The 23,802-nt window shown below is 64.5% G+C and carries 19 protein-coding genes; 12 read left to right on the top strand and 7 right to left on the bottom strand.

What is annotated here, in order from left to right; genetic code table 11:
* Positions 1-82 precede the first annotated feature (82 nt).
* From DFS21_RS08200 to edd, 6 genes are all read right to left on the bottom strand, one after another.
* A complete protein-coding gene (locus DFS21_RS08200; RefSeq protein WP_111532115.1) occupies positions 83-1,369 on the bottom strand; it encodes an ABC transporter substrate-binding protein in 1,287 nt (428 codons plus the stop codon).
* A 115-nt stretch (positions 1,370-1,484) separates the two neighbouring features.
* On the bottom strand, positions 1,485-2,702 hold the full coding sequence (locus DFS21_RS08195; RefSeq protein WP_111532114.1) for an AGE family epimerase/isomerase: 1,218 nt from the start codon (positions 2,700-2,702) through the stop codon (positions 1,485-1,487).
* Positions 2,703-2,823: 121 nt separating this feature from the next.
* The gene (locus tag DFS21_RS08190) at positions 2,824-4,278 is read right to left on the bottom strand and encodes an ATP-binding protein (protein ID WP_111532113.1); all 1,455 of its coding nucleotides are present in this window, start codon (positions 4,276-4,278) and stop codon (positions 2,824-2,826) included.
* On the bottom strand, positions 4,262-4,957 hold the full coding sequence (locus tag DFS21_RS08185; protein ID WP_219730381.1) for a response regulator transcription factor: 696 nt from the start codon (positions 4,955-4,957) through the stop codon (positions 4,262-4,264). The genes DFS21_RS08190 and DFS21_RS08185 overlap by 17 nt, the downstream gene beginning before the upstream one ends.
* Positions 4,958-5,052: 95 nt before the next feature.
* Positions 5,053-6,009, bottom strand: a complete 957-nt coding sequence (locus DFS21_RS08180) for a glucokinase (protein ID WP_110699851.1) — start codon at positions 6,007-6,009, stop codon at positions 5,053-5,055.
* On the bottom strand, positions 6,006-7,832 hold the full coding sequence (gene edd / locus DFS21_RS08175; protein ID WP_111532112.1) for a phosphogluconate dehydratase: 1,827 nt from the start codon (positions 7,830-7,832) through the stop codon (positions 6,006-6,008). The genes DFS21_RS08180 and edd overlap by 4 nt, the downstream gene beginning before the upstream one ends.
* 266 nt (positions 7,833-8,098) lie before the next feature.
* On the opposite strand from edd, the gene gap reads away from it, so the two are divergent.
* From gap to DFS21_RS08145, 6 genes are all read left to right on the top strand, one after another.
* Positions 8,099-9,100 (top strand): type I glyceraldehyde-3-phosphate dehydrogenase, encoded by a 1,002-nt coding sequence (gene gap / locus DFS21_RS08170; RefSeq protein ID WP_038706743.1) that lies wholly within the window; start codon positions 8,099-8,101, stop codon positions 9,098-9,100.
* A gap of 148 nt (positions 9,101-9,248) precedes the next feature.
* Positions 9,249-9,761: an RNA polymerase sigma factor gene (locus DFS21_RS08165; RefSeq protein WP_023632569.1), complete on the top strand. Its 513-nt coding sequence runs from the start codon at positions 9,249-9,251 to the stop codon at positions 9,759-9,761.
* Between the two features lie 93 nt (positions 9,762-9,854).
* Entirely contained in the window at positions 9,855-10,817 is a 963-nt protein-coding gene (locus tag DFS21_RS08160; protein WP_110699855.1) for a FecR domain-containing protein, read from the top strand.
* 125 nt (positions 10,818-10,942) lie between these two features.
* Positions 10,943-13,531 (top strand): TonB-dependent receptor, encoded by a 2,589-nt coding sequence (locus DFS21_RS08155; protein ID WP_110699858.1) that lies wholly within the window; start codon positions 10,943-10,945, stop codon positions 13,529-13,531.
* A gap of 181 nt (positions 13,532-13,712) precedes the next feature.
* A complete protein-coding gene (locus DFS21_RS08150; RefSeq protein ID WP_038706745.1) occupies positions 13,713-14,318 on the top strand; it encodes a biliverdin-producing heme oxygenase in 606 nt (201 codons plus the stop codon).
* Between the two features lie 49 nt (positions 14,319-14,367).
* The gene (locus DFS21_RS08145; protein WP_110700083.1) at positions 14,368-14,781 is read left to right on the top strand and encodes a YbaN family protein; all 414 of its coding nucleotides are present in this window, start codon (positions 14,368-14,370) and stop codon (positions 14,779-14,781) included.
* 24 nt (positions 14,782-14,805) lie between these two features.
* Here DFS21_RS08145 and arcD (DFS21_RS08140) read toward each other — a convergent pair whose 3' ends face one another.
* Positions 14,806-16,233, bottom strand: coding sequence for an arginine-ornithine antiporter (arcD, locus tag DFS21_RS08140; protein WP_111532111.1), 1,428 nt, complete (start codon positions 16,231-16,233; stop codon positions 14,806-14,808).
* Between the two features lie 426 nt (positions 16,234-16,659).
* On the opposite strand from arcD (DFS21_RS08140), the gene arcD (DFS21_RS08135) reads away from it, so the two are divergent.
* The 6 genes from arcD (DFS21_RS08135) to DFS21_RS08110 all read left to right on the top strand — a co-directional run bounded on the left by arcD (DFS21_RS08135) (position 16,660) and on the right by DFS21_RS08110 (position 23,547).
* On the top strand, positions 16,660-18,087 hold the full coding sequence (gene arcD, locus DFS21_RS08135) for an arginine-ornithine antiporter (RefSeq protein WP_102682957.1): 1,428 nt from the start codon (positions 16,660-16,662) through the stop codon (positions 18,085-18,087).
* A 32-nt stretch (positions 18,088-18,119) separates the two neighbouring features.
* Entirely contained in the window at positions 18,120-19,376 is a 1,257-nt protein-coding gene (arcA, locus tag DFS21_RS08130) for an arginine deiminase (protein ID WP_110699862.1), read from the top strand.
* 68 nt (positions 19,377-19,444) lie between these two features.
* On the top strand, positions 19,445-20,455 hold the full coding sequence (locus DFS21_RS08125; protein ID WP_046854307.1) for an ornithine carbamoyltransferase: 1,011 nt from the start codon (positions 19,445-19,447) through the stop codon (positions 20,453-20,455).
* Positions 20,456-20,537: 82 nt separating this feature from the next.
* Entirely contained in the window at positions 20,538-21,467 is a 930-nt protein-coding gene (arcC, locus tag DFS21_RS08120) for a carbamate kinase (protein ID WP_111532110.1), read from the top strand.
* A 56-nt stretch (positions 21,468-21,523) separates the two neighbouring features.
* Positions 21,524-21,892 carry a DUF5064 family protein gene (locus tag DFS21_RS08115; RefSeq protein WP_111532109.1) on the top strand — a complete coding sequence of 123 codons (369 nt, stop codon included), beginning with the start codon at positions 21,524-21,526 and terminating at the stop codon, positions 21,890-21,892.
* 146 nt (positions 21,893-22,038) lie between these two features.
* Entirely contained in the window at positions 22,039-23,547 is a 1,509-nt protein-coding gene (locus tag DFS21_RS08110) for a sigma-54-dependent transcriptional regulator (RefSeq protein WP_094011695.1), read from the top strand.
* Positions 23,548-23,802: the final 255 nt, after the last annotated feature.

The raw sequence follows: 23,802 nt of genomic DNA, 5'->3' as shown, positions 1-23,802 counted from the left end.
CGATGCACCGAATCGCGGGCCAGGCCCGCTCCCACGCCAACAGTGGATTCATCGTGGGAGCGGGCTTGGCCCGTGATCGGGGTTACTTGGCGGCGTTGACGGCTGCGGCTAGCTTCTTCGCCGCGTCGGCCGGATCAGCCTTGGGATCGTTGATGTAGTTGGTCACCACATCGAAGAACGCCCCCTGTACCGCCAGGGTGGTGGCCATGTTGTGCGCCATGCTCGGTTGCAGGCCGCCGTTTTTGGCATCGGCCAGGAAGTCCTGGGCCGCCGTCTGGGCGCAACTGTCGAAGCCGTACTTGCCCATGTCGGCAAGCATGTCGTTACGCACCGGGATCGAGCCCTTGTTGATGCTGAAGACCTTCTGGAAGTCCTCGCCCAGCACCTTGCGGGCGATGTCCTGCTGGCCTGCCGCGGTACCCTTGTCCTTCTGCTTGAACACCACCAGCGAGTCGATGTTGTAGAGGAAGGCCTGGTCGGTGCCGGGGAAGGCCACGCACTGGTAGTCCTTGCCAGCGGTCTTCTTCGCCAGGGTCCATTCGCTCTTGGCCCAGTCGCCCATGATCTGCATGCCGGCCTTGCCGTTGATGACCTTGGCCGCTTCAAGGTTCCAGTCCTGGCCCTTGCCGTCCGGGTCCATGTAGGTGGCGACCTTCTTAAGCTCGGTGAGCGCCTTGACCATCTCGGGGCCGGTCAGGGCCTTTTCGTCCAGCTCGACCAGGGCCTTCTTGTAGCCCTCGACGCCCATCACCGAGAGCACCATATTCTCGAACACAGTGCTGTCCTGCCAGGGCTGGCCACCGTGGGCCAGCGGGATGAAACCAGCAGCCTTGAGCTTGTCGGCAGCGGCGTAGAATTCATCGAGGGTAGTCGGGGCCTTGTCGATACCAGCCTTCTTGAACACTTGCGGGTTGATCCACAGCCAGTTGATACGGTGGATGTTCACTGGCACGGCCACGTAGTCGCCGTCGTACTTCACGGTGTCGGCGACCTTCTTGTCGAGCAGGCCGTCCCACTTCTCGTCCTTGGCCACGCCCTTGAGCACGTCGGGATCGAGCAACCCGGTGGCGGCCCAGTCCTGGATATCCGGGCCCTTGATCTGCGCGACCCCAGGCGGGTTGCCAGCCACGGCGCGGCTCTTGAGCACGGTCATGGCGGTGGCGCCACCGCCGCCGGCCACGGCGCCGTCCTTCCAGGTGAAGCCGTCCTTCTCGACCTGCGCCTTGAGCACGTCGACCGCGGCCTTCTCGCCGCCGGAGGTCCACCAATGGACGACTTCCACGCTGCCTTTGGAGTCGGCGGCCTGGGCACTGAGGGAGAACAGGGAGGCGAAGGAGATCGCGGCGGCGAGACGAAGCGTCGGATGCATGGGATTACCTTTCTTGTTGTTATGCGAGGCAAGACTGTCGCTTGCATGGCATGGAGTGTAGGGAGGTCGCGCCCGGCGCCAGGTAACGAACGGATGCGCGAATGTCATCGTCTGGTTACAAAGCCAGGGCCGTGGCCAGGCTCGGCGCCAGCGGCAGGCGTGGCAGCAGCAGGGCCTGGTAGGCGTGGTAGAGGTCAGGCTTGCCACCCCAGATGCGCGCACTGGGCAGCAGTGCCGGGTCGAGCTCGTGGTGCCAGCTGCCATGGGCGCGGTCGATGAAGTGGCTGGCGATGAAGTCCCAGAAGCAGCGGTACCAGTGTTCGTACTGGGCTTCACCGGTACGTCGCAACAGCGCCGCGGCAGTGGCACAGGCCTCGGCATGCACCCAGTGCAGGCGCTCGCGCACCACCGGGCGGTCGTGCCAGTCCAGGGTGTAGACCAGCCCCGGCGCGCCGTCTGCCTGCCAGGCGTGGCGACAGGCGCTGTCGAACAGGCCCTGGGCGGCGGGCAGCAATGACTCGGGCGCAGGCAGTTGCGCCCTTTGCAGGGCCGCCTCGAGGTGCAGTACCAGGCGCGCCCATTCGAAGGCGTGGCCGGGCGTGGTCCCGTAAGGACGGAAGCCATCGGCAGGGTTTTCGCGGTTGTAGTCGGGGAGCGCCTGCCACTGCGCATCGAAATGTTCCGTGACGCGCATACCGTCGGCAGCGGCGCGGGTCAGGATCAAGCGCTCGACGATCCGTTGGGCGCGCAGCAACCACTGTGTGTCGCCGGTCACATCAGCCACGGCGAGGAAGGCTTCGACGCCGTGCATGTTGCTGTTGGCGCCCCGGTAGGCCTCCGCCTGCCGCCAGTCGCGGGAGAACGACTCGCGCAGGGCGCCCTCCTCTTCGCACCAGAAGCGCTGCGCGATGACCTGGGTTACCGCCTCCAGCAACGCCGACGCCTGGCTGATGCCCGCCACCACCGCCGAGCTGGCGGCGAGGGCGACGAAGGCGTGCAGGTAGGCGGCCTTGCCGGTGTCGCCATGACCTTCGGGCTGCGCGTACCAGCCGTCATGTTCCTGGTCGCGCAGCGGGCCGCACAGGGCATCGACGCCATGCTCGACCAGCTCGCGGCAACCCGGAACGCCCTGGATATGCGCCAAGGCAAAACTGTGGGTCATGCGCGCGGTGTTCATGGTCTCGGCCAGGGCGCAACGGGGCAGGCGGCCTTCGTCATCGAGGTTGCCGAACCCCTGAGGCAGGCGCGAAGCCCTGGCGAAGGAGAGCAGGCGCAGGGCCTCGGCGTCGAGCCAGGCATGGTGTGTCGGGGAGTCGAGCCAGCTGATGGCCATGGGTGCACCTTCCTTGTTGTTGTCAGCCGATTCTAGTCAGCCATCCTGGCTGGCATGTCACGAAGCCCGGCTCGATTGTCACCGCATCGTTACATCCAAGCGCTTATCGCGTGGCAAGGGCTCATTCGGCTGTACGCGGCAGGTACAAGGTCACCCGCAGTCCACCCTCGCGCAGGTTCAACAGGCTTACCTCCCCGCCATGGCTATGGGCGATGTTGCGCGCGATGCCCAGCCCCAGCCCATACCCCTGCTGCTGCCCGGCCAGGCGGAAGTGCGGCTCGAACACCTGCTCCAGGCGTTGCTCCGGCACCCCCGGCCCCTGGTCGTCCACCTGCAGCACGAAGCTCTCGGCGGTATCGATGATGCGCAGCTGCGCCCGCTCGCCATACTTGATGGCGTTGTCGATCAGATTGCCGATGCAGCGGCGCAAGGCCAGCGATTTGCCGGGGTACGGTGCCAACGCCTGCCCCTCCACGGTGATGCGCCCATCGCCGAGATAAGGTTCGGCCAGCAGCTCCAGCACCTGGTTGAGATCGATCGGCTCGATGTTCTCGTGGATATCGGTGTCCTTCACGCATTGCAGCGCGCCCTTGACCAGCAGCTCCAGCTCATCGAGGTCGCGGCTGAACCTGGCCTGCAGCTTTTCGTCCTCGAGCAGCTCCACTCGCAGTCGCAGGCGCGTGATCGGTGTGCGCAGGTCATGGGAAATGGCGCTGAACAGCTGGGAACGCTCGGTCAGGTAACGGCTTATCCGATCACGCATGTTGTTGAACGCCCGCCCCACCTCGACCACTTCGCTGCCTCCGCCTTCGGCAACCGGGGCGACGTCCGCCCCAAGCGACATTTCCCGCGCCGCCCGTGCCAGGCGCTTGAGCGGCCGGCTCTGCCAGTGCACCAGCAGGCCGATGAACAGCAGCAACAGCACGGTGGTCAGGGCAATGAAGCCGATCTGCTGACGCGGCAAGCGTTCGGCCTCAAGGCTGGTGTAGGGCTCGGGCAGCAGCGAGGCGATGTACAGCCATTCGCCTTCGCCGAGGCGGATCTGGGTCACCAGCACCGGCGGATTGAGCGGCTCGAGGGTCAACGAATAGTGCGCCCACGAGCGGGGCAGCTCATCGAGTTTCAGGCCGCTGTTGAAAATGCGCAGATCGTCGGGGCTGACGAACTCCACGGAGATCTCCATCTGCTGGCCAAGACGCTCGTGCAGCACCTCCTGGAACACGTCGATCACCGCCTGCTTGCGCGGGGTGATCGGCAACACCGGCATTTCCAGAGGCTTGACGTTGAGCGAGACGAAGAAGCGCGTGCCGCCCATGCTGCGCAACTGATCCAATACCATGGGCCGGTAGGCCACCGGCAGCGAGCGGAAGTAGCTGACACTGGCACTCATCGAGTGCGCGAGGCTGCTGGCGCTGGCGCGCAAGCCCTGCAGCTGGCTGGCGCGCAGCTGCGCGACCCAGATCACGCTGGACAGGCCCTGAGCCAGCAACACCACCAGCAAGGTAAGCAGCAGCATGCGCCCCAACAGCGAGCGCGGCAGCAGGCGCCAGCGACGCTCGTCAGGCCGGGCAGACATTGGCCGCCAGCAGGTAGCCGCTGCCACGCACGGTGCGGATCAGCCGGGGTGGTTTTTCCGTGTCGCGCAGGCGCTGGCGCAGGCGACTGACCGCCATGTCGACGATACGGTCCAGCGGCATCGGTTCGCGACCACGGGTGGCGTTGCCGATGGTGTCGCGGTCGAGGATCTGCTGCGGGTGATCGAGAAACAGTTTGAGCAGGGCGAAGTCGGCGCCGGAGAGGATCACTTCTTCGCCGTCGCGGTGGAACAGACGGTGGCTGATCGTGTCCAGGCGCCAGTCATCGAAGGCCAGCACCGCACTGGCCAGCGTCGCCTGGCCGAAATCGGCACGGCGCAACAAGGCCTTGATCCGTGCCTGCAGCTCTCGCGGGCTGAAGGGTTTTCCGAGGTAGTCGTCGGCGCCCAGCTCCAGGCCGATGACCCGATCGGCTTCATCGGAACTGGCGGTGAGCATGATGATCGGCACCCGCGCCTGGCGCGGGTGCTGGCGAACCCAGCGACACAGGCTGAAACCGTCTTCGTCGGGCAGCATCACGTCGAGGATCACCAGGTCGTAGGGGTTGGCGTCCAGGGCGCGGCGAAAGCCCTGGCCGTCAGGTTCGGCGTGCACCTGCAGGCCGCAGCGGGCGAGGTAGGTCTGCAGCAGTTCGCGGATGTCCTGGTCGTCGTCGACCATCAGGATCGATTTGCCGGCAGTGGTCACAATGGTCAGTCCTTTTGTAAACGCAGATCTTGATGCCTGCTGTGGGGGTCGCTTTGCGGCCCCGTCGGTTAGAGGTCCAGCGCCTGCTGCAAAGCCACTCCAGCCCCCAGCAACCCGGAAAACTCCGCCGTCACCAGCCATACCGGCACCCCGGCGAAGTAGCCGCTCATGCAGCCTTTGTCGGCGAAGCTCGCGGCAAAGCCGCTGCGCAGGAACAATTCAGCGAAACGTGGGATCACGCCACCGACAATGTAGACGCCACCCCGCGCCCCGAGGGTGAGCACATTGTTGCCCGCCACCCGGCCGAGGAACCGGCAGAACTGCTCGACCACCGCCAGCGCCCGTGGCTCGTTGGCCAGCGCCGCATCGGTGATCTGCGCCGGGGTCTTGTGCGTCGGCGCAGCACCATCGAGCGCACAGATGGCCTGGTACAAGCGCACCAGCCCACCACCACTGAGCACGGTCTCGGCACTGACATGGCCGATCTGCCGATGGATTTCCTGATGAATCGCCGCTTCGCGGGCATTGCCCACCGGCAGGTCGACATGCCCGCCCTCCCCCGGCAGTGCCAGCCAGTGCTCACCGTGGCGCAGCAGGCTACCCACGCCCAGGCCTGTGCCGGGGCCGATCACCAGCGCCGGGCGCGATGGATCGGCGAGGCCTGCGCAGACTTCACGAAATTCGCCTGCGCGCAGGCGAGTCATGCCCAGCGCCATCGCGGAAAAGTCGTTGATCAGCAGCAGGCGATCGACCTGCAGCGTCTGGCAGAACGCGCTGCGGCTCAGGCGCCAGTGGTTGTTGGTAAAGCGAAACTCGTCGCCGTCCACGGGGCCTGCCACCGCCAGGCACACCGCCGCCAGGCCGCCACGGGCGATACGCTGGTCGGCCAGATAGGCCTCGATGGCCTGTTCAGGGCTGGTGTAGTCGGCGGTGGCCAGCACCTGCACCGCCTGCAGTTCATTGTCGCGCCACACGGCAAAACGCGCGTTGGTGCCACCGATGTCGCCGACCAGCAAGGCCTTCATTCGAGGTTCTCCAGGGCCGAGGTGAAGGCGCTCGCGCCTTGCTCGGCGGAACTGAACGCCACACGCATGAAGCCGAACAGCTCACGCCCGCACCCCAGGTCGTTGCCCTTGGGTGGCGCAGGCAGTTCACGGTCGGCCAGTTCCTCGGCCGAGACCATGATCCGCAGCGTGCCTTCGGCACCATCGACGCGCACGATATCACCATCGCGCACCCGCGCCAGCGGGCCACCATCAAAAGCCTCCGGGCAGACGTGGATGGCCGCCGGGATCTTGCCCGAGGCGCCGGACATACGCCCGTCGGTGACCAACGCCACCTTGAAGCCGCGATCCTGCAGCACGCCGAGGAACGGCGTCAGCTTGTGCAACTCGGGCATGCCGTTGCAGCGCGGCCCCTGGAAGCGCACCACGGCGACGAAGTCCCGCTCCAGCTCGCCGGCCTTGAATGCATCGGCCAGCGACTGCTGGTCGTGGAACACCCGGGCAGGCGCCTCGACCACCCGGTGCTCGGGCGCCACGGCGGAAACCTTCATCACGCCACGGCCAAGGTTGCCTTCCATCACCCGCAAACCGCCCTCGGCGGAGAACGGCCGCGCCACCGGGCGCAGGATGCTTTCGTCGAGACTGTCCTTCGGCCCCTCGCGCCAGACCAGGCGGCCATCCTCCAGGAACGGCTCCTGGGTGTAGCGGCGCAGGCCATGCCCGGCCACGGTATTGACGTCCTCGTGCAGCAGGCCCGCGTCGAGCAGCTCGCGAATGAGGAAGGCCATGCCACCGGAGGCCTGGAAGTGGTTGATGTCGGCCTTGCCGTTGGGATAGACGTGGGACAGCGTCGGCACCACCTCGGACAGATCGGCCATGTCCTGCCAGGTCAGCTGGATGCCGGCGGCCTGGGCGATGGCCGGGATATGCAGGGTGTGGTTGGTCGAGCCGCCGGTGGCGTGCAGGGCGACAATCGAGTTGACCAGCGCCTTTTCGTCGACGATCTGGCCAATGGGCATGAAGCTGCCACTGGCCTTGGTCATGCGCGTGACCTGGCGCGCGGCCTCGGCGGTGAGGGCATCGCGCAGCGGCGTGTAGGGGTTGACGAACGAGGCGCCCGGCAGGTGCAGGCCCATGACCTCCATCACCAGCTGGTTGGTGTTGGCGGTGCCGTAGAAAGTGCAGGTGCCGGGGCCGTGGTAGCTCTTCATTTCCGATTCGAGCAGTTGCTCGCGGGTGGCCTTGCCCTCGGCGTAGCGCTGGCGCACATCGGCCTTTTCCTTGTTGGAGATGCCCGAGACCATCGGCCCGCCCGGCACGAAGATCGTCGGCAGGTGGCCGAAACGCAAGGCGCCCATCATCAGCCCGGGGACGATCTTGTCGCAGATGCCCAGCATCAGCGCGGCATCGAACATGTTGTGCGACAGGGCGATGGCGGTGGACATGGCGATCACTTCACGGCTGGCGATGGCCAGCTCCATGCCCGGCTCGCCCTGGGTGACGCCGTCGCACATGGCCGGCACGCCGCCGGCGAACTGGCCGACCGAACCGACTTCGCGCAGCGCCTGTTTGATCTGTTCGGGGAAGTGCTGGTACGGCTGGTGCGCCGAGAGCATGTCGTTGTAGGCCGAGACAATGGCCACGTTGGCCGCGTCCATCAGCCGCAGGGTCTGCTTGTCGTCCCCACCGCAGCCAGCCACGCCATGGGCGAAGTTGGCGCACTGCAACTGGGCGCGCATGGGTTCGTCACTGGCCGCCCCACGGATCAGCTCAAGGTAGCGTTCACGGGTACGGCGGCTGCGGGCGATCAGCCGTTCGGTGACCTCAAGGATGCGCGGATGCATGTACTGGACTCCAGGCTAACTGTGGGGCGGCTTTACTGGGGCATTTTCCCTCCAAACGATTGCGACCTAGTCTCTAGGAAAAGGCGCATGGACCGCTCGACAGGGGGATAACCCAACCACTCGTTGTATGTTTAAACAAAATACTGCCAGCAAAAAGGCTTGTTTTCTATCTCTCGGTGAATAATCTTGTAATTCCAACAACAAAACCGTTTCAGTGAAGCTGTCCTTTGTGCCACAGGCTTCACCCGACTGCCAGAGGTAATACCATGACCCTACGCATCGCCATCAACGGATTCGGCCGCATCGGACGCAACGTCCTGCGCGCACTGTACACGCAGGGCTACCGCCAGGACCTGCAGGTCGTCGCCATCAACGACCTGGGCGACAGCGCGATGAATGCCCACCTGCTCAAATACGACAGCGTCCACGGCACCTTTGACGCCACTGTCGAGGCCGACCACGAAAGCCTCACCGTCAATGGCGACCGCATCGCCGTCAGCGCCATCCGCAACCCTGCCGAGCTGCCCTGGAAGACCTTGGCCATCGATGTGGTGTTCGAATGCACCGGGCTGTTCACCGAACGTGCCAAGGCCGCCGCGCACCTGAGCGCCGGGGCCGGCAAGGTGATTGTCAGCGCCCCGGCCAAGGGTGTCGACGCCACCGTGGTCTACGGGGTCAACCACGATGTGCTGCGCGCCTCGCACCAGATCATCTCCAACGCCTCGTGCACCACCAACTGCCTGGCACCGATCGCCCAGGTGCTGCACCGCGAGTTCGGCATCGAGCAAGGCCTGATGACCACCATCCACGCCTACACCAACGACCAGGTGCTCACCGACGTCTACCATAGCGACCCGTACCGCGCCCGCTCGGCCACCCAGTCGATGATCCCGAGCAAGACAGGCGCCGCCGAGGCCGTCGGCCTGGTATTGCCGGAACTGGCCGGCAAGCTCACCGGCATGGCCGTACGAGTGCCGGTGATCAACGTGTCGCTGGTCGACCTCACCGTCAACCTGCAGCGCGAAACCAGCGCCGAGGAAGTCAACCAGCTGTTCCTCGAGGCCAGCCGTCATTCCCGGGTGCTGGGCTATAACGCCCTGCCGTTGGTGTCGTGCGACTTCAACCACAACCCACTGTCGTCGATCTTCGACGCCAACCACACCCGTGCCAATGGGCGGATGCTCAAGGTACTGGCCTGGTACGACAATGAGTGGGGTTTCTCCAACCGCATGCTGGATAACTGCCTGGCGTTGTTCAACGCACGCTGAGGCAGGGAACACGCCCAGGCGGCATTCGACTTGTGTGGGAGCGGCCCCCCTGCTCCCACAAGCTTTACTCTTTCATGACATTTCCATGCTTGACCTTGGCTAGTGATGATACGCATTATCATTAACCCCAAAGCGCCCAGGTTCCCCCGTGAGTCAGTCCCGGTTCAACTCAGTGTTCCTCACTCAGCGTCTCACTCTGCTGCGCACGCTGCAGCGCATGGTGGGCAACCCCAGCACCGCCGAGGACCTGCTGCAGGAAACCTACCTGCGGGTCACCCGCGCCCTGGGCGAGCGCCCGATCGAGCACCTGGAACCTTTCGTGTTCCAGACCGCCCGCAACCTTGCCCTGGACCACCTGCGCACGCGCCGGGTGCAGGCGCGCACGCTGGTGGACGACGTGCCCGAGCAAGTCCTGCATAACGTCGCGGCGCCTGCCGCGAGCAGCGAGGACGCCGCCCACGCCGAGCAACTGCTCAAGCACCTGAGCGTCAGCCTCGGCCAGTTGAGCGAACGCCAGCAACGCATCTTCATCCTCAGCCGCCTGCACGGCGCCAGCTACCTGGAAATCGCCGAGCAGTTGAGCGTCTCGGCCAGCACCGTGCAGAAGGAGCTGAAACTGATCATGGCCATCTGCATGGGCGTAGCCGATCGTCACCAGTGACGCGACCGCTCGCCGCGGGTCAGCGCAAAGCCCTTGCCATGGGCAAGGTCTGCACTGATCATGCGCAAAAAATGCCCGATGCAAGGATACCCCGTGACCGACCACCCCACCCCTCGCCCGTCACCCGCCGAGCCTGATGCCCGCGCCCGTGCCCGCGAAGAGGCGCTGGACTGGTTGATCCGCCTGCAATGCGCCAGCGAAGACGACACCCGCGCGTTCGAGCACTGGCTGGGCGCCGAGCCGGAAAACGCCGAGGCCTATGTCGAGGCCGAAGCGCTGTGGAACGGCGCCTCGCTGCGCCAGGCCGCCGGCCAGTTGCAGCACAGGCGCAAGCGCTCGCTTGCCGGGCGCCTGCGCAGCCACTGGAAACCGCTGGCTACCGCCGCGGTGCTGCTGGTCGGGCTGTTCACTTTCGGCAACCTGCCGGTGCGCCTGCAGGCCGACCACCTGACCGTGGTCGGCGAGCGCCAGCGCCTGGAGCTGGACCACGGCGCCAAGGTGCTGCTCAACACCAATTCGGCCTTCGCCAGCGACGAACGCGATGGCCGCAAGGTTGCCCGCCTGTTGCAGGGCGAGGCGTATTTCCAGGTGTCCAACGCCAGCCAGCCGCCGCTTGAAGTCCAGGCCGGCCCACTGCGCGCCAGCGTGCGCGACACCGATTTCGCCGTGCGCTACCTCGATGGCGAAGCCCAGGTGCGGGTGCAGCGCGGCGACGTCGACCTGCAGGCCGCGAGCGACCAGCGCATCCGCCTGAGTGCCGGTGACAGCATCAGCGTCGGCCCCACGGGCTTCGGTCAGCGCCAGCGCCCCGACATGAGCAAGGACCTGGCCTGGATCGAAGGCCGCCTGGTGTTCGAGAACTGCCCGCTGAGCCAGGTGCTCGCCGAGGTCCGCCGTTACTACCCGGGATGGATCATCAACCGCAACGCGCACCTGGAGCAGGTCGCGGTCACCGGCAACTACCGCCTCGACCAGCCGCTGGAAACGCTGCGCGCCCTGGCCCACATCACCTCGGCGCAACTGCATGAATACCCAGCCGTGGTAATCCTCAACTGACCTTGTAATTTTTTTTACGCGATCCCCCTGCCTCGCCCGTCTCGTTATAGCCAATACGATTGATTCTCGTTCGAAAACGAGAACAAACACTGTCTATGACTCACGCGCGACAGGGAGCGCTTTCGATGCCCACAGGTCAAACCCGCCCGTCCTCTTCTTCCCGCCGCCGCGGGCAATTGTCCCTGTTGACCTTGGCCCTGCTCGCCAGCGGCGCCTGCAGCCTGCCTGCGCTGGCCGTGGAGCCGGCCCAGGCGAGCAGCCCGCGCATGGGCGACTACCGCTTCGCCATCGCCCAGCAACCGCTGGTCGAGGCCATCAATGCCTTCAGCCAGGTCACCGGCTGGCAGGTCGGCTTCAGCGCCGAGCTGGCCGACGGCGTGGCCTCGCCGGGCGTACAGGGCTCGCTGGCACCGGAGGCAGCGCTGCAGCGCCTGCTGCGCGGCACCGGCCTGGGCTACCGCAAGATCGGCAACGGCAACGTGGTGCTCGAACGCCAGGCCGCTGGCAACGCCATAGCCCTGCAGCAGGTGACCGTCAGCGCCACCCGCAGCGCCCAGGACGTCAGCCAGGTGCCGAGCACCGTCAGCGTGCAGACCCGCGAGCAACTGGACCGGCAGAACGTCAACGACATCAAGGAACTTGTGCGCTATGAGCCGGGTGTTTCCGTTGGTGGCGTCGGCCAGCGCAGCGGCCTGAATGGCTACAACATCCGCGGCATCGACGGTGAACGTATCCTGACTCAGGTCGACGGCGTGTCGATCCCCGACAGTTTCTTCTATGGCCCCTACGCCCAGACCCAACGCAACTATGTCGACCCGGAAATCGTCAAGCGCGTCGAGATCCTTCGCGGCCCGGCCTCGGTGCTGTACGGCAGCAACGCCATCGGCGGCGCGGTGAGTTACTACACCCTCGACCCCGAGGACATCATCAAGCCGGGCAAGGATGTCGGCGCGCGTCTGAAGACCGGCTACAGCTCTGCTGACGAAAGCTGGCTGACCTCGGCCACCGTAGCCGGTCGCCAGGGCGACTTCGATGGCCTGCTGCACCTGAGCCAACGCAACGGCCATGAAACCGAATCGTATGGCGAACACGGCGGCACCGGCCTGAACCGCAGCAAGGCCAACCCGGAGGACGTGCGCACCACCAACGTCCTGGCCAAGCTTGGCTGGAACTACGCCGACGATGCCCGCTTCGGCTTCACCTACGAGCACTACAAGGACGACCGCGACCAGAACATCCTCAGCGCCGTCGGAGGCCCCTTCATTCCGGGCCGCGGTGCCTCGAACATGTATCGGATGCGCCAGGGCGACGACACCGTTACCCGCGAGCGCTTTGGCATCAACCATGAGTTCGGCCTCGAAAGCCTGGCCGCCGACCACGTGAAATGGAGCCTGAACTACCAGATCGCCAAGACCGACCAACGCACCGACGAGCTGTATTTCGCCAGTGGTCGCCAGGTGTTCCGTGATCGCCAGACCACCTACAAGGACCGCCAGTGGGTATTCGACGCCCAGATGGACAAGGCTTTCAGCCTCGGTGCCACCGACCACCTGCTGACCTACGGCACGACGCTCAAGCATGAAAAGATCACCGGTTCACGCAGCGGTACCGGCACCTGCCTCAACGTCGGCGGCAGTTGTACGGCGATCGGCCAGAACAGCCCCGGCGACGGCCAGGTAAGGGTCAGCGACTTCCCCGATCCGACGGTCAACACCTACAGCCTGTTCGCCCAGGACGAAATCCGCTGGAACAACTGGACCTTCCTGCCGGGCGCGCGGTACGACTACACCCGCATGGAACCGAAGATGACCAGCGAGTTCCTGCGCGGGGTCCAGGGCAACGGTGCGGCGCCGGGGGCCATCGACGACGCTGACAAGAAGTGGCACCGCGTATCGCCGAAGTTCGGCGTGACCTATGCCTTCAACGACCACTACACCTGGTACGGTCAGTACGCCGAGGGCTTCCGAACCCCGACCGCCAAGGCCATGTTCGGCCGCTTCGACAACCCGACCCTGGGCTACAGCGTCCAACCCAACCCGGACCTCGAGCCAGAGAAGAGCAAGAGCTACGAAACCGGCCTGCGCGGCAACTTCGAGGCCGGCGACTTCGATGTCGCCGTGTTCTACAACAAGTACCGCGACTTCATCAACGAAGACGCCGTGCAGTCGGCCAATCTGGGTTCGACCTTTCAGGCCAACAACATCAAGCACGCCACCATCAAGGGCGCGGAGTTCAAGGGTCGCCTGAACCTCGACCATTTCGGCGCTGCCCAGGGCCTGTACACCCAAGGCTCGCTGGCCTATGCCCGCGGTCGCAACGACGACAACGGTCAGCCACTGAACAGCGTCAACCCACTGACCGCAGTCCTCGGCCTGGGCTACGAGCAACAGAACTATGGTGGCCTGCTGAGCTGGACCCTGGTCAAGCGCAAGGACCGCGTCGACGACTCCACCTTCTTCGCCCCCGATGGCGCCAGCAAGCAGTTCCGCACCCCTGGTTACGGCGTGCTGGACCTGACCGGCTACTACAAGGTGACGGACGACATCACCGTCAACGCAGGCCTCTACAACCTGACCGACAAGAAGTACTGGCAGTGGGATGACGTACGTGGCTACGACGCGCTTGGCGAAGCGGGAGTGACCCAGCCGGCCAATCTCGACCGCCTGACCATGCCGGGCCGCAACTTCGCCATCAACCTGGTGTGGGACATCTGACGGAGCGAGATCGCCATCGCCGGGCAAGCCCATTCCCCCAGGTCGTCTGTGGGAACGGGCTTGCCCGGCACTGTGTCGAGCCCTGTGCGAATGATTTCACTTCGCAGGTGAGGTTTTTTTACTGTTCCGCGTCTTCTGTTTCGTCTAGTCACTAGACGCCCCATTTTCCAAGGATGCCCCCATGACCGCCCCTTCCACCGAACGCGCCAACCTGCGCTCCCAGCGCCTGAACCAGGTCACCCACGCCCCGCACACCGAGCTGGACGCCCTGGTCAAGTCGCACAAGCCGTTCGACAGCCGCGAGAGCTTCGCCCGCTTCGTGGTCGCCCAGTACCTGTTCCAGTCCGAGCTGCAGGCGCTGTACACCGACCCGCAACTGATCGCCATCGTGCCGGATCTGGCCGAGCGCTGCCGCGCCGAGCAGGCCCGCCTGGACCTGGCCGACCTCGACACCGAAGTGCCCGCGCCCTTCGCCGGCGCCCTGGGCAAGCCAAGCCTGGGCGAAGCCCTGGGCTGGATCTTCGTCTCCGAAGGCTCCAAACTGGGCGCCGCGTTCCTGATCAAGCGCGCCGTGGCCCTGGAACTGTCCGAAACCTTCGGCGCCCGTCACCTGGGCGAACCGGCGGGTGGTCGCGCCGAAGGCTGGAAACAGTTCACCCGCATTCTCGACAGCCTGGACCTGTCGCCCGAGGAAGACGCCGCCGCCGAACGTGGCGCGGTCGCCGCCTTCGAACGCTTCACCGAGCTGCTCAAGCATGCCTATGCCGCCGACGCGGCGCTGGCCTGACACGCTTTACCCGGCCGCCTGCGGGCGGCCGCACCGTTGCAGTGAGACCATGACCCGAATCGCCCGCTCCAAAGCATCCCGCCTGCTCTACGCGATCCTGGCCTACGTCAGCCTGGGGATTGGCCTGGTGGCCATCGTCATTCCCGGGCTGCCCACCACCGAGTTCGTCCTCCTCGCCGCCTGGGCCGCCACCCGCAGCTCGCCGCGCCTGTCCGCCTGGCTGGAGAACCACCGGCTGTTCGGCCCGATCCTTTTCAACTGGCGCAACGGCAAGGTGATCCAGCGCCGCGCCAAGGTCAGCGCCACCCTCAGCATGTTGCTGTGCGCGAGCCTCATGCTGATCGTCCTCGAGCACCACTGGCCCGTGTTCCTTGCCATCGGCGGCATGGCACTGGGCAACCTGTGGATCTGGTCGCGCCCGGAACGGCCTATCCCTCAAGGCAGCGTCGAACTGCAAAATTGATTCACTCGCGCCCGCCATGAGCCGTCAGAGGCTAAGCAACCCCGAATACAGCGCATACGCCGCCAACCCGGCGCCCACCAGCACCGCCGCGAAGATCAGCTTCTCCCATGCGGTGAACAGCACCTGCCCCTGCTCACGCTTGGCCCGGGCGAACAGGACCACCCCCGGCGCGTAGAGCAACGCCGACAGCAGGATGTACTTGAGCCCACCGGCATACAGCAACCACACCGCATACAACAGCGCGATCACTGCGACCAGCATGTCCTTGCGCCGCAGCCCCGCCTGCCCCTGGTAGCTCTCGCCACGCACGGTCAGCAACACCGCATAGGCTGCCGACCAGAAGTAAGGCACCAGGATCATCGACGACGCCAGGTAGATCAGGCTGGTGTAGGTCCCGGCCGAGAACAGGGTGATCAGCAGGAAGCCCTGGATCATCACATTGGTCAGCCACAGTGCGTTGGCCGGCACATGGTTGGCGTTTTCCCGCGCCAGGAACCGCGGCATGGTCTTGTCGCGGGCGGTGGCGAAGAGGATCTCGGCACACAGCAGCGCCCACGACAGCAACGCCCCGATCAGCGACACCGCCAGGCCGATGCTGATCAGCAAGGCGCCCCAGGGCCCGACGATATGCTCCAGCACCGAGGCCAAAGAGGGGTTCTGCAAGCCGGCCAGCTCCGGCTGGGTCATCACCCCCAACGACAACACGTTGACCAGTACCAGCAGCGCCAGCACACCGAGAAAGCCAATCACCGTGGCCTTGCCCACGTCCGAACGGCGCAGCGCTCGCCCCGAATAGACGCTCGCCCCCTCGATGCCGATGAACACGAACACTGTGACCAGCATCATGTTGCGTACCTGCTCCAGCACGCTGCCGAACTGCGGATTGCTCAGCCCCCAGATGTCGCGGGTGAAGATATCGGCGCGAAAGGCGAACGCGGCGATGACGATGAACATCAGCAACGGCACCACCTTGGCCACGGTGGTCACCTGGTTGATGAACGCCGCCTCCTTGATGCCGCGCAGCACCAGGAAGTGCACCGCCCACAGCAGCAACGAGGCGCAGCCGATGGCCACAGGCGTGTTGCCCTGGCCGAACACCGGGAAGTAGAAGCCAAGGGTACTGAACAGCAGCACGAAGTAGCCGACATTGCCCAGCCAGGCACTGATCCAGTAGCCCCAGGCCGAGGAAAAGCCCATGTAGTCGCCGAAACCAGCCTTGGCGTAGGCATACACCCCCGAGTCCAGCTCCGGCTTGCGGTTGGCCAGGGTCTGGAACACGAAGGCCAGCGCCAGCATGCCCACTGCGGTGATGCCCCAGCCGATCAGCACCGCCCCGACATCGGCGCGCGCCGCCATGTTCTGCGGCAACGAAAAGATCCCCCCGCCGATCATCGAACCGACCACCAGTGCGATCAGGGCGCCAAGGCGCAGCTTCTGTCCCGGTTCGCTCATGGGGCTCCTCGTGCGCGCGTGCGCGTAAACGTATTTGGCAACATGAATGTTACAAGTTTCTTATTGAATCGAGCCATTAAAGCTATAGCACTCATAACCGGACTGTCTATAGCCCGCGACCGATAAAAAGTGGCAGTTGCGAACTATCTCAACCCTCACCTAAATGCGTCGCTATTTACTGTGAAAAATTTGCGAAACCCCCAAAAGAGACTAACTTCATGGTTCGCAGGCAGAACGGGGCGTTTGCTCCAGAAGGACATGGAGGTGCCAGCGTACAAGGCCTGCAACGAAGCTGTCGGCATCCTCCAGGAGGCGCATGAGGGAATTTTCTTACCTTCATGCTGGCATGAACTGATCTAAGTCAGCGAATGATCCAGGCGTCAGATTTATTCTGAGGTCAACTTTCTCCTGGTACGGAGTCGATAAATGTCTGATTCTCCCGGAAAACTAAAACTGGGTGCGCTTGTTGCACTAGTAGTGGGCTCGATGATCGGTGGCGGGATCTTCTCGTTACCGCAAAACATGGCCGCCAGCGCCGGTGTCGGCGCCGTGCTGATCGGCTGGGCCATCACCGCAGTGGGCATGCTCACCCTCGCCTTCGTGTTCCAGACCCTGGCCAACCGCAAACCCGACCTCGACGGCGGTGTGTACGCCTACGCCAAGGCCGGTTTCGGCGACTACATGGGCTTTTCCTCGGCCTGGGGCTACTGGATCAGCGCCTGGCTGGGCAACGTCGGCTACTTCGTGCTGCTGTTCAGCACCCTGGGGTACTTCTTCCCAATCTTCGGCGAGGGCAACACCCCGGCGGCAGTGATCGGCGCCTCGGTCCTGCTGTGGGCCGTGCACTTCCTGGTGCTGCGCGGCATCAAGGAAGCCGCGTTCATCAACCTGGTCACCACCGTGGCCAAGGTCGTGCCGCTGGCCCTGTTCGCCCTGATCTGCCTGTTCGCCTTCAAGCTCGATGTGTTCACCGCGGATATCTGGGCCGTGGGCACACCGGAGCTGGGCAGCGTGATGAACCAGGTGCGCAATATGATGCTGGTCACGGTGTGGGTGTTCATCGGCATCGAGGGCGCGAGCATCTTCTCGTCCCGTGCGGAAAAACGCTCCGACGTCGGCAAGGCCACGGTCATCGGCTTCGTCACCGTGCTGCTGTTCCTGGTGCTGGTCAACGTGCTGTCGCTGGGCGTGATGACCCAACCCGAGCTGGCCAAGCTGCAGAACCCGTCGATGGCCGCCGTGCTTGAACATGTGGTGGGCCACTGGGGCGCGGTGCTGATCAGCGTCGGCCTGATCATCTCGCTGCTCGGCGCCCTGCTGTCGTGGGTGCTGCTGTGCGCCGAGATCATGTTCGCCGCCGCCAAGGACCACACCATGCCGGAGTTCCTGCGCCGCGAGAACGCCAACCATGTACCGGCCAACGCCCTGTGGCTGACCAACGCCATGGTGCAGATCTTCCTGGTCATCACCCTGTTCTCCAACAGCACCTACCTGTCGCTGATCTACCTCGCCACCTCGATGATCCTGGTGCCTTACCTGTGGTCGGCGGCCTATGCCTTCCTGCTCGCCTGGCGCAACGAAACCTACGAACAGGCCCTGGCCGAACGCAAGAAAGACCTGATCATCGGCGGCATCGCCCTGCTCTACGCGATCTGGCTGCTGTACGCCGGTGGCGTCAAGTACCTGCTGCTCTCGGCGCTGCTCTATGCCCCTGGCGCGATCCTGTTCGCCAAGGCCAAGCGCGAGGTCGGCCAGCCAATCTTCACCAGCGTGGAAAAACTGATCTTCGCCGCCGTGGTCGCGGGCGCCCTGGTGGCTGCCTACGGCTTGTATGACGGCTTCCTGACGCTCTGAACCCATGTCTTCGCATTACAGGAGGATTCACCATGTCCACTGAGAAACAGAAATACGGCGTACATTCCGAAGCCGGCAAGCTGCGCAAAGTGATGGTCTGCAGCCCGGGCCTGGCGCACCAACGGCTGACCCCGAGCAACTGCGACGAGCTGCTGTTCGACGACGTCATCTGGGTCAACCAGGCCAAGCGTGACCATTTCGACTTCGTCACCAAGATGCGCGAACGCGGCATCGAAGTGCTGGAAATGCACAACCTGCTGACCGAGACCGTGCAGAACCCCGAAGCGCTGAAATGGATCCTCGACCGCAAGATCACCGACGACACGGTTGGCATCGGCCTGAAGAACGAAGTGCGCAGCTGGCTCGAAGGGCTTGAGCCACGCAAGCTGGCCGAGTATCTGATCGGCGGCGTGGCAGGCGAAGACCTGCCCGACAGCGAAGGCGCGAGCGTGATCAAGATGTACCGCGACTACCTCGGCCACTCCAGTTTCCTGCTCGATCCGCTGCCCAATACCCAGTTCACGCGTGACACCACTTGCTGGATCTATGGTGGCGTCACCCTCAACCCGATGTACTGGCCGGCGCGACGCCAGGAAACGCTGCTGACCAGCGCCATCTACAAGTTCCACCCAGAGTTCACCAATGCCGACTTCGAAGTCTGGTACGGCGACCCGGACAAGGACCATGGCAAGGCCACCCTTGAAGGTGGCGATGTGATGCCGATCGGCAATGGTGTCGTACTGATCGGCATGGGTGAGCGCAGCTCGCGCCAGGCGATCGGCCAACTGGCGCAATCGCTGTTCGCCAAGGGCGCGGTAGAGAAGGTGGTGGTCGCCGGGCTGCCGAAATCCCGCGCCGCCATGCACCTGGACACCGTGTTCAGCTTCTGCGACCGCGACCTGGTCACCGTCTTCCCCGAAGTGGTCAAGGAAATCGTGCCATTCGTGATCCGTCCGGATAGCAGCAAGCCTTACGGCATGGACGTGCGTCGCGAGAACAAATCGTTCATCGAGGTAGTGGCCGAATCGCTCAACCTCAAGAAGCTGCGCGTGGTCGAGACCGGCGGCAACAGCTTCGCCGCCGAGCGCGAACAGTGGGATGACGGCAACAACGTGGTGGCCGTGGAGCCTGGCGTGGTCATCGGCTACGACCGCAACACCTACACCAACACCCTGCTGCGCAAGGCCGGGGTCGAAGTCATCACCATCAGTGCCGGCGAGCTGGGCCGGGGGCGCGGCGGCGGTCACTGCATGACCTGCCCGATCGTGCGCGACCCTATCGACTACTAAACGTCCATCACCCCGGCCGTGCTCACCCAGCAGCGGCCGGGGGATTACCGAACTCAAGGAGAATCATCATGGCGTTCAACATCCACAACCGTAACCTGCTCAGCCTCGAACACCACACCACCCGCGAGCTGCGTTACCTGCTGGACCTGTCCCGCGACCTCAAGCGCGCCAAGTACACCGGCACCGAGCAGCAGCACCTGAAGGGCAACAACATCGCCCTGATCTTCGAGAAGACCTCGACCCGCACCCGTTGCGCCTTCGAAGTCGCCGCCTACGACCAGGGCGCCAACGTCACCTACATCGACCCCAACTCCTCGCAGATCGGCCACAAGGAGAGCATGAAGGACACCGCCCGCGTGCTCGGGCGCATGTACGACGCCATCGAGTATCGCGGCTTCAAGCAGGAGATCGTCGAGGAACTGGCCAAGTTCGCCGGCGTGCCGGTATTCAACGGCCTGACCGACGAGTATCACCCGACCCAGATGATCGCCGACGTGCTGACCATGCGCGAAAACAGCGACAAGCCGCTGCACGACATCAGCTACGCCTACCTGGGCGATGCCCGCAACAACATGGGCAACTCGCTGCTGCTGATCGGCGCCAAGCTCGGCATGGACGTGCGCATCGCCGCGCCCAAGGCGCTGTGGCCGCATGACGACCTGGTCGAGCGTTGCAAAAAGTACGCAGAAGAAAGCGGCGCGCGCATCACCCTGACTGAAGACCCGAAAGCCGCGGTCAAGGGCGTCGACTTTGTCCACACCGACGTCTGGGTATCGATGGGTGAGCCGGTCGAGGCCTGGGGCGAGCGTATCCAGCAACTGCTGCCCTACCAGGTGAACAAGGAGCTGATGAAGTCCACCGGCAACCCGCGCACCAAGTTCATGCACTGCCTGCCGGCGTTCCACAACTCCGACACCAAGGTCGGCAAGCAGATCGCCGAACAGTACCCGCACCTGGCCAACGGCATCGAAGTGACCGATGACGTGTTCGAGTCGCCGGCGTGCATCGCCTTCGAGCAGGCGGAAAACCGCATGCATACGATCAAGGCGATCCTGGTGTCGACCCTGGCTGATCTGTAACCCCCGACCAAGGGCTTTTGTGGGAGCGGCGGTGCGCCGCTCCCACGGGTCCGCCCCATAGTCTTTCTGAAGGACATTCCCCATGCGTATCGTTGTTGCATTGGGCGGCAACGCCCTGCTGCGCCGCGGCGAACCGATGACCGCCGACAACCAGCGCGCCAATATCCGCACCGCCACCGAACAGATCGCCAAGATCCATCCCGGCAACGAACTGGTCATTGCCCACGGCAACGGGCCGCAGGTCGGCCTGCTGTCGTTGCAGGGGCTGTCGTACAAGCCAGACGAAGCCTACCCGCTGGACGTCCTCGGTGCCGAGACCGAAGGCATGATCGGCTACATGATCGAACAGGAACTGGGCAACCTGCTGGACTTCGAGGTGCCGTTCGCCACGCTGCTCACCCAGGTTGAAGTGGACGCCAACGACCCGGCGTTCAAGGACCCGACCAAGTTCATCGGCCCCGTGTACGCCAAGGACGAGGCCGAGCGCCTGGCCAAGGACAAAGGCTGGGTGGTCAAGCCCGACGGCGACAAGTACCGCCGGGTGGTGGCCAGTCCGAAACCCAAGCGCATCTTCGAGATCCGCCCGATCAAGTGGCTGCTGGAAAAAAGCAGCATCGTGATCTGCGCCGGCGGCGGCGGCATTCCCACCATGTACGACGAAAACCGCAAGCTCAAGGGCATCGAGGCGGTGATAGACAAGGACCTGTGCTCGGCGCTGCTGGCCGAACAGCTGGAAGCCGACCTGCTGATCATCGCCACCGACGTCGATGCGGCGTACATCGACTGGGGCAAGCCGACGCAGAAAGCCATTGCCCAGGCGCACCCCGACGAGCTTGAACGGCTGGGCTTCGCCGCAGGCTCCATGGGGCCGAAAGTCCAGGCCGCCTGCGATTTCGCCCGCCACACCGGCAAGGTGGCGGTGATCAGCTCGCTGGAGAACATCGAGGACATCGTCAAGGGCACCGCCGGCACGCGGGTTTCCACCGCCAAGCCCGGTATCAGCTACCGTTGAATGCAGTTGGCGGGTGCCTGGCGCCCGCCGTTTTCAACCTTCCGGAGGATTCCGCCATGGCCCAGTTCCAACCCGGTCACGTGCATATCGAACGCACCGCGCTGAACACCAATGACCACAGCTACGACCTGAACATCAACTACGAAGTGGCCCAGGATCCCAAGGAAGGGAGAGGTATCGAGTTCCGTCTGCATGGCAGCATCGAAGGCAAGACTGTCGACGAGAAGTTCTTCCTGGCCAAAGACCAGGTGCTGCCCAGCTTCCTCAGCGTCACCACGCGCAAGGCCCAGGCTTACCTGGCCCCACCGAAGAAATTCGAGACCCTTGGCTCCCCGCACAAGCTTTACGACGCGATGTTCGAGGACATTCGCGCCAAGCTGGATGTTAAATCGGGCGATCCGATCAAGCCTAAGCACCTGGAGTAGAATCCATCGCGGGGCAAGTCGGGCCGCCGCATCGCCGCTCCCACGACATCTCATCAGGCGTGGGAGCGGGCTTGCCCCGCGATTGGGTTTAGCGCCCTTCCCAAGGCATACTGGCGCACTCGCTTGGCCACTGCCCCGATCTCCCCATGCGCATCCACGTCAGCTTCATCGACCGCGTCGGCATCACCCAGGAAGTCCTGGCCCTGCTCGGCGCCCGCAACCTCAACCTCGATGCCGTGGAGATGGTCCCGCCGAACGTCTACATCGACGCCCCGACCCTGAGCCCCGCCGTGCTCGAAGAGCTGCACGACGCGCTGTTCGAGGTACGCGGCGTGCAATCGGTGGAAGTGGTCGACATCCTCCCCGGCCAACGCCGGCACCTGCAGCTCGACGCCCTGCTCGCCGCCATGAGCGACCCGGTGCTGGCGGTGGACAGCGCGGGCAAGGTGCTGCTGGCCAACCCGGCGCTGATCGCCCTGTGCGGGCGTGAGTCCGCCGGGCGTTCGGTGGGCGAGCTGTTCGGCGACCCCGACCTGCTGCAGGCCCTGCTGGACAACAATTTCCACCTGCCCATGCGCGAAATGCAGTTGAACGGCCAGAGCCTGCTGCTCGACGCCACGCCGATCACCCATGCCGGCGGCCTGCTGACGCTGTACCCACCGAACCGCATGGGCGAGCGCCTGTCGGCCCTGCACCACGACCACGCCGAAGGCTTCGACGCCATGCTCGGCGATTCCCCGGCGATTCGCACCCTCAAGGCCCGCGCCCTGCGTGTGGCGGCCCTCGACGCGCCGCTGCTGGTGCATGGCGAAACCGGCACCGGCAAAGAGCTGGTGGCCCGCGCCTGCCACGCCATCAGCAGCCGCCATGCCGCGCCGTTCCTCGCCCTCAACTGCGCGGCACTGCCCGAGAGCCTGGCCGAGAGCGAGCTGTTCGGCTACGCCCCGGGCGCCTTCACCGGCGCGCAGCGCGGCGGCAAGCCCGGGCTGATGGAGCTGGCCAACCAGGGCACGGTGTTCCTCGACGAGATCGGCGAGATGTCGCCGTACCTGCAGGCCAAACTGCTGCGCTTCCTCAGCGACGGCAGCTTCCGCCGCGTCGGCGGCGACCGCGAGGTGAAGGTGGATGTGCGCATCATCAGCGCCACCCACCGCGACCTCGAGCGCATGGTCGCCGAGGGCACCTTCCGTGAAGACCTGTTCTACCGCCTCAACGTGCTCAACCTGCAGGTGCCGCCACTGCGTGATCGCGGCCAGGACATCCTGTCCCTGGCGCAATACTTCATGCAGCAGGCCTGCACCCAGATCCAGCGCCCGCCCTGCCGCCTGGCGCCCGCCACCCATCCGGCGCTGCTGGGCAACCCCTGGCCGGGCAACGTGCGCCAGTTGCAGAACGTGATCTTCCGCGCCGCGGCCATCTGTGAAAGCAATGTGGTGGATATCGGCGATCTGGACATCGCCGGCACCTCGGTCGCGCGGGGGCAGGATGGCGAGGTAGCGAGCCTGGAACAGGCAGTGGGGGATTTCGAGCGGGAGTTGCTGCAACGCCTGTATGCCAGCTATCCCTCGACGCGGCAGTTGGCGGGGCGCTTGCAAACCTCGCATACCGCGATAGCCCAGCGCTTGCGCAAGTACGGTATTCCAAACAAGGCCTGATGCCGCTTCGCCGGACCAGTCTTGCCCCGGAAGCAGGCCGTATTGAAATCATTACATCGTACCGAATTCGCTACACATCCATCTGGGTGCCTGTGCACAAGGGTTTGATCCCACAATGCTTTTGAATCACCCGCCTCCTGTATCGATTTCATTCCACAAAAATGACAAATCGATTGCATTCATAAACTAACTATTTGATTTATAAGTCTTTTTAAGACTGGCCGCATTATTGCTAAGGGAATTCCAACCTTAAGA

The sequence above is a fragment of the Pseudomonas sp. 2848 genome, assembly GCF_003253945.1.
Lineage (GTDB): Bacteria > Pseudomonadota > Gammaproteobacteria > Pseudomonadales > Pseudomonadaceae > Aquipseudomonas.
This window is presented reverse-complemented; position numbering and strand designations above follow the sequence as displayed.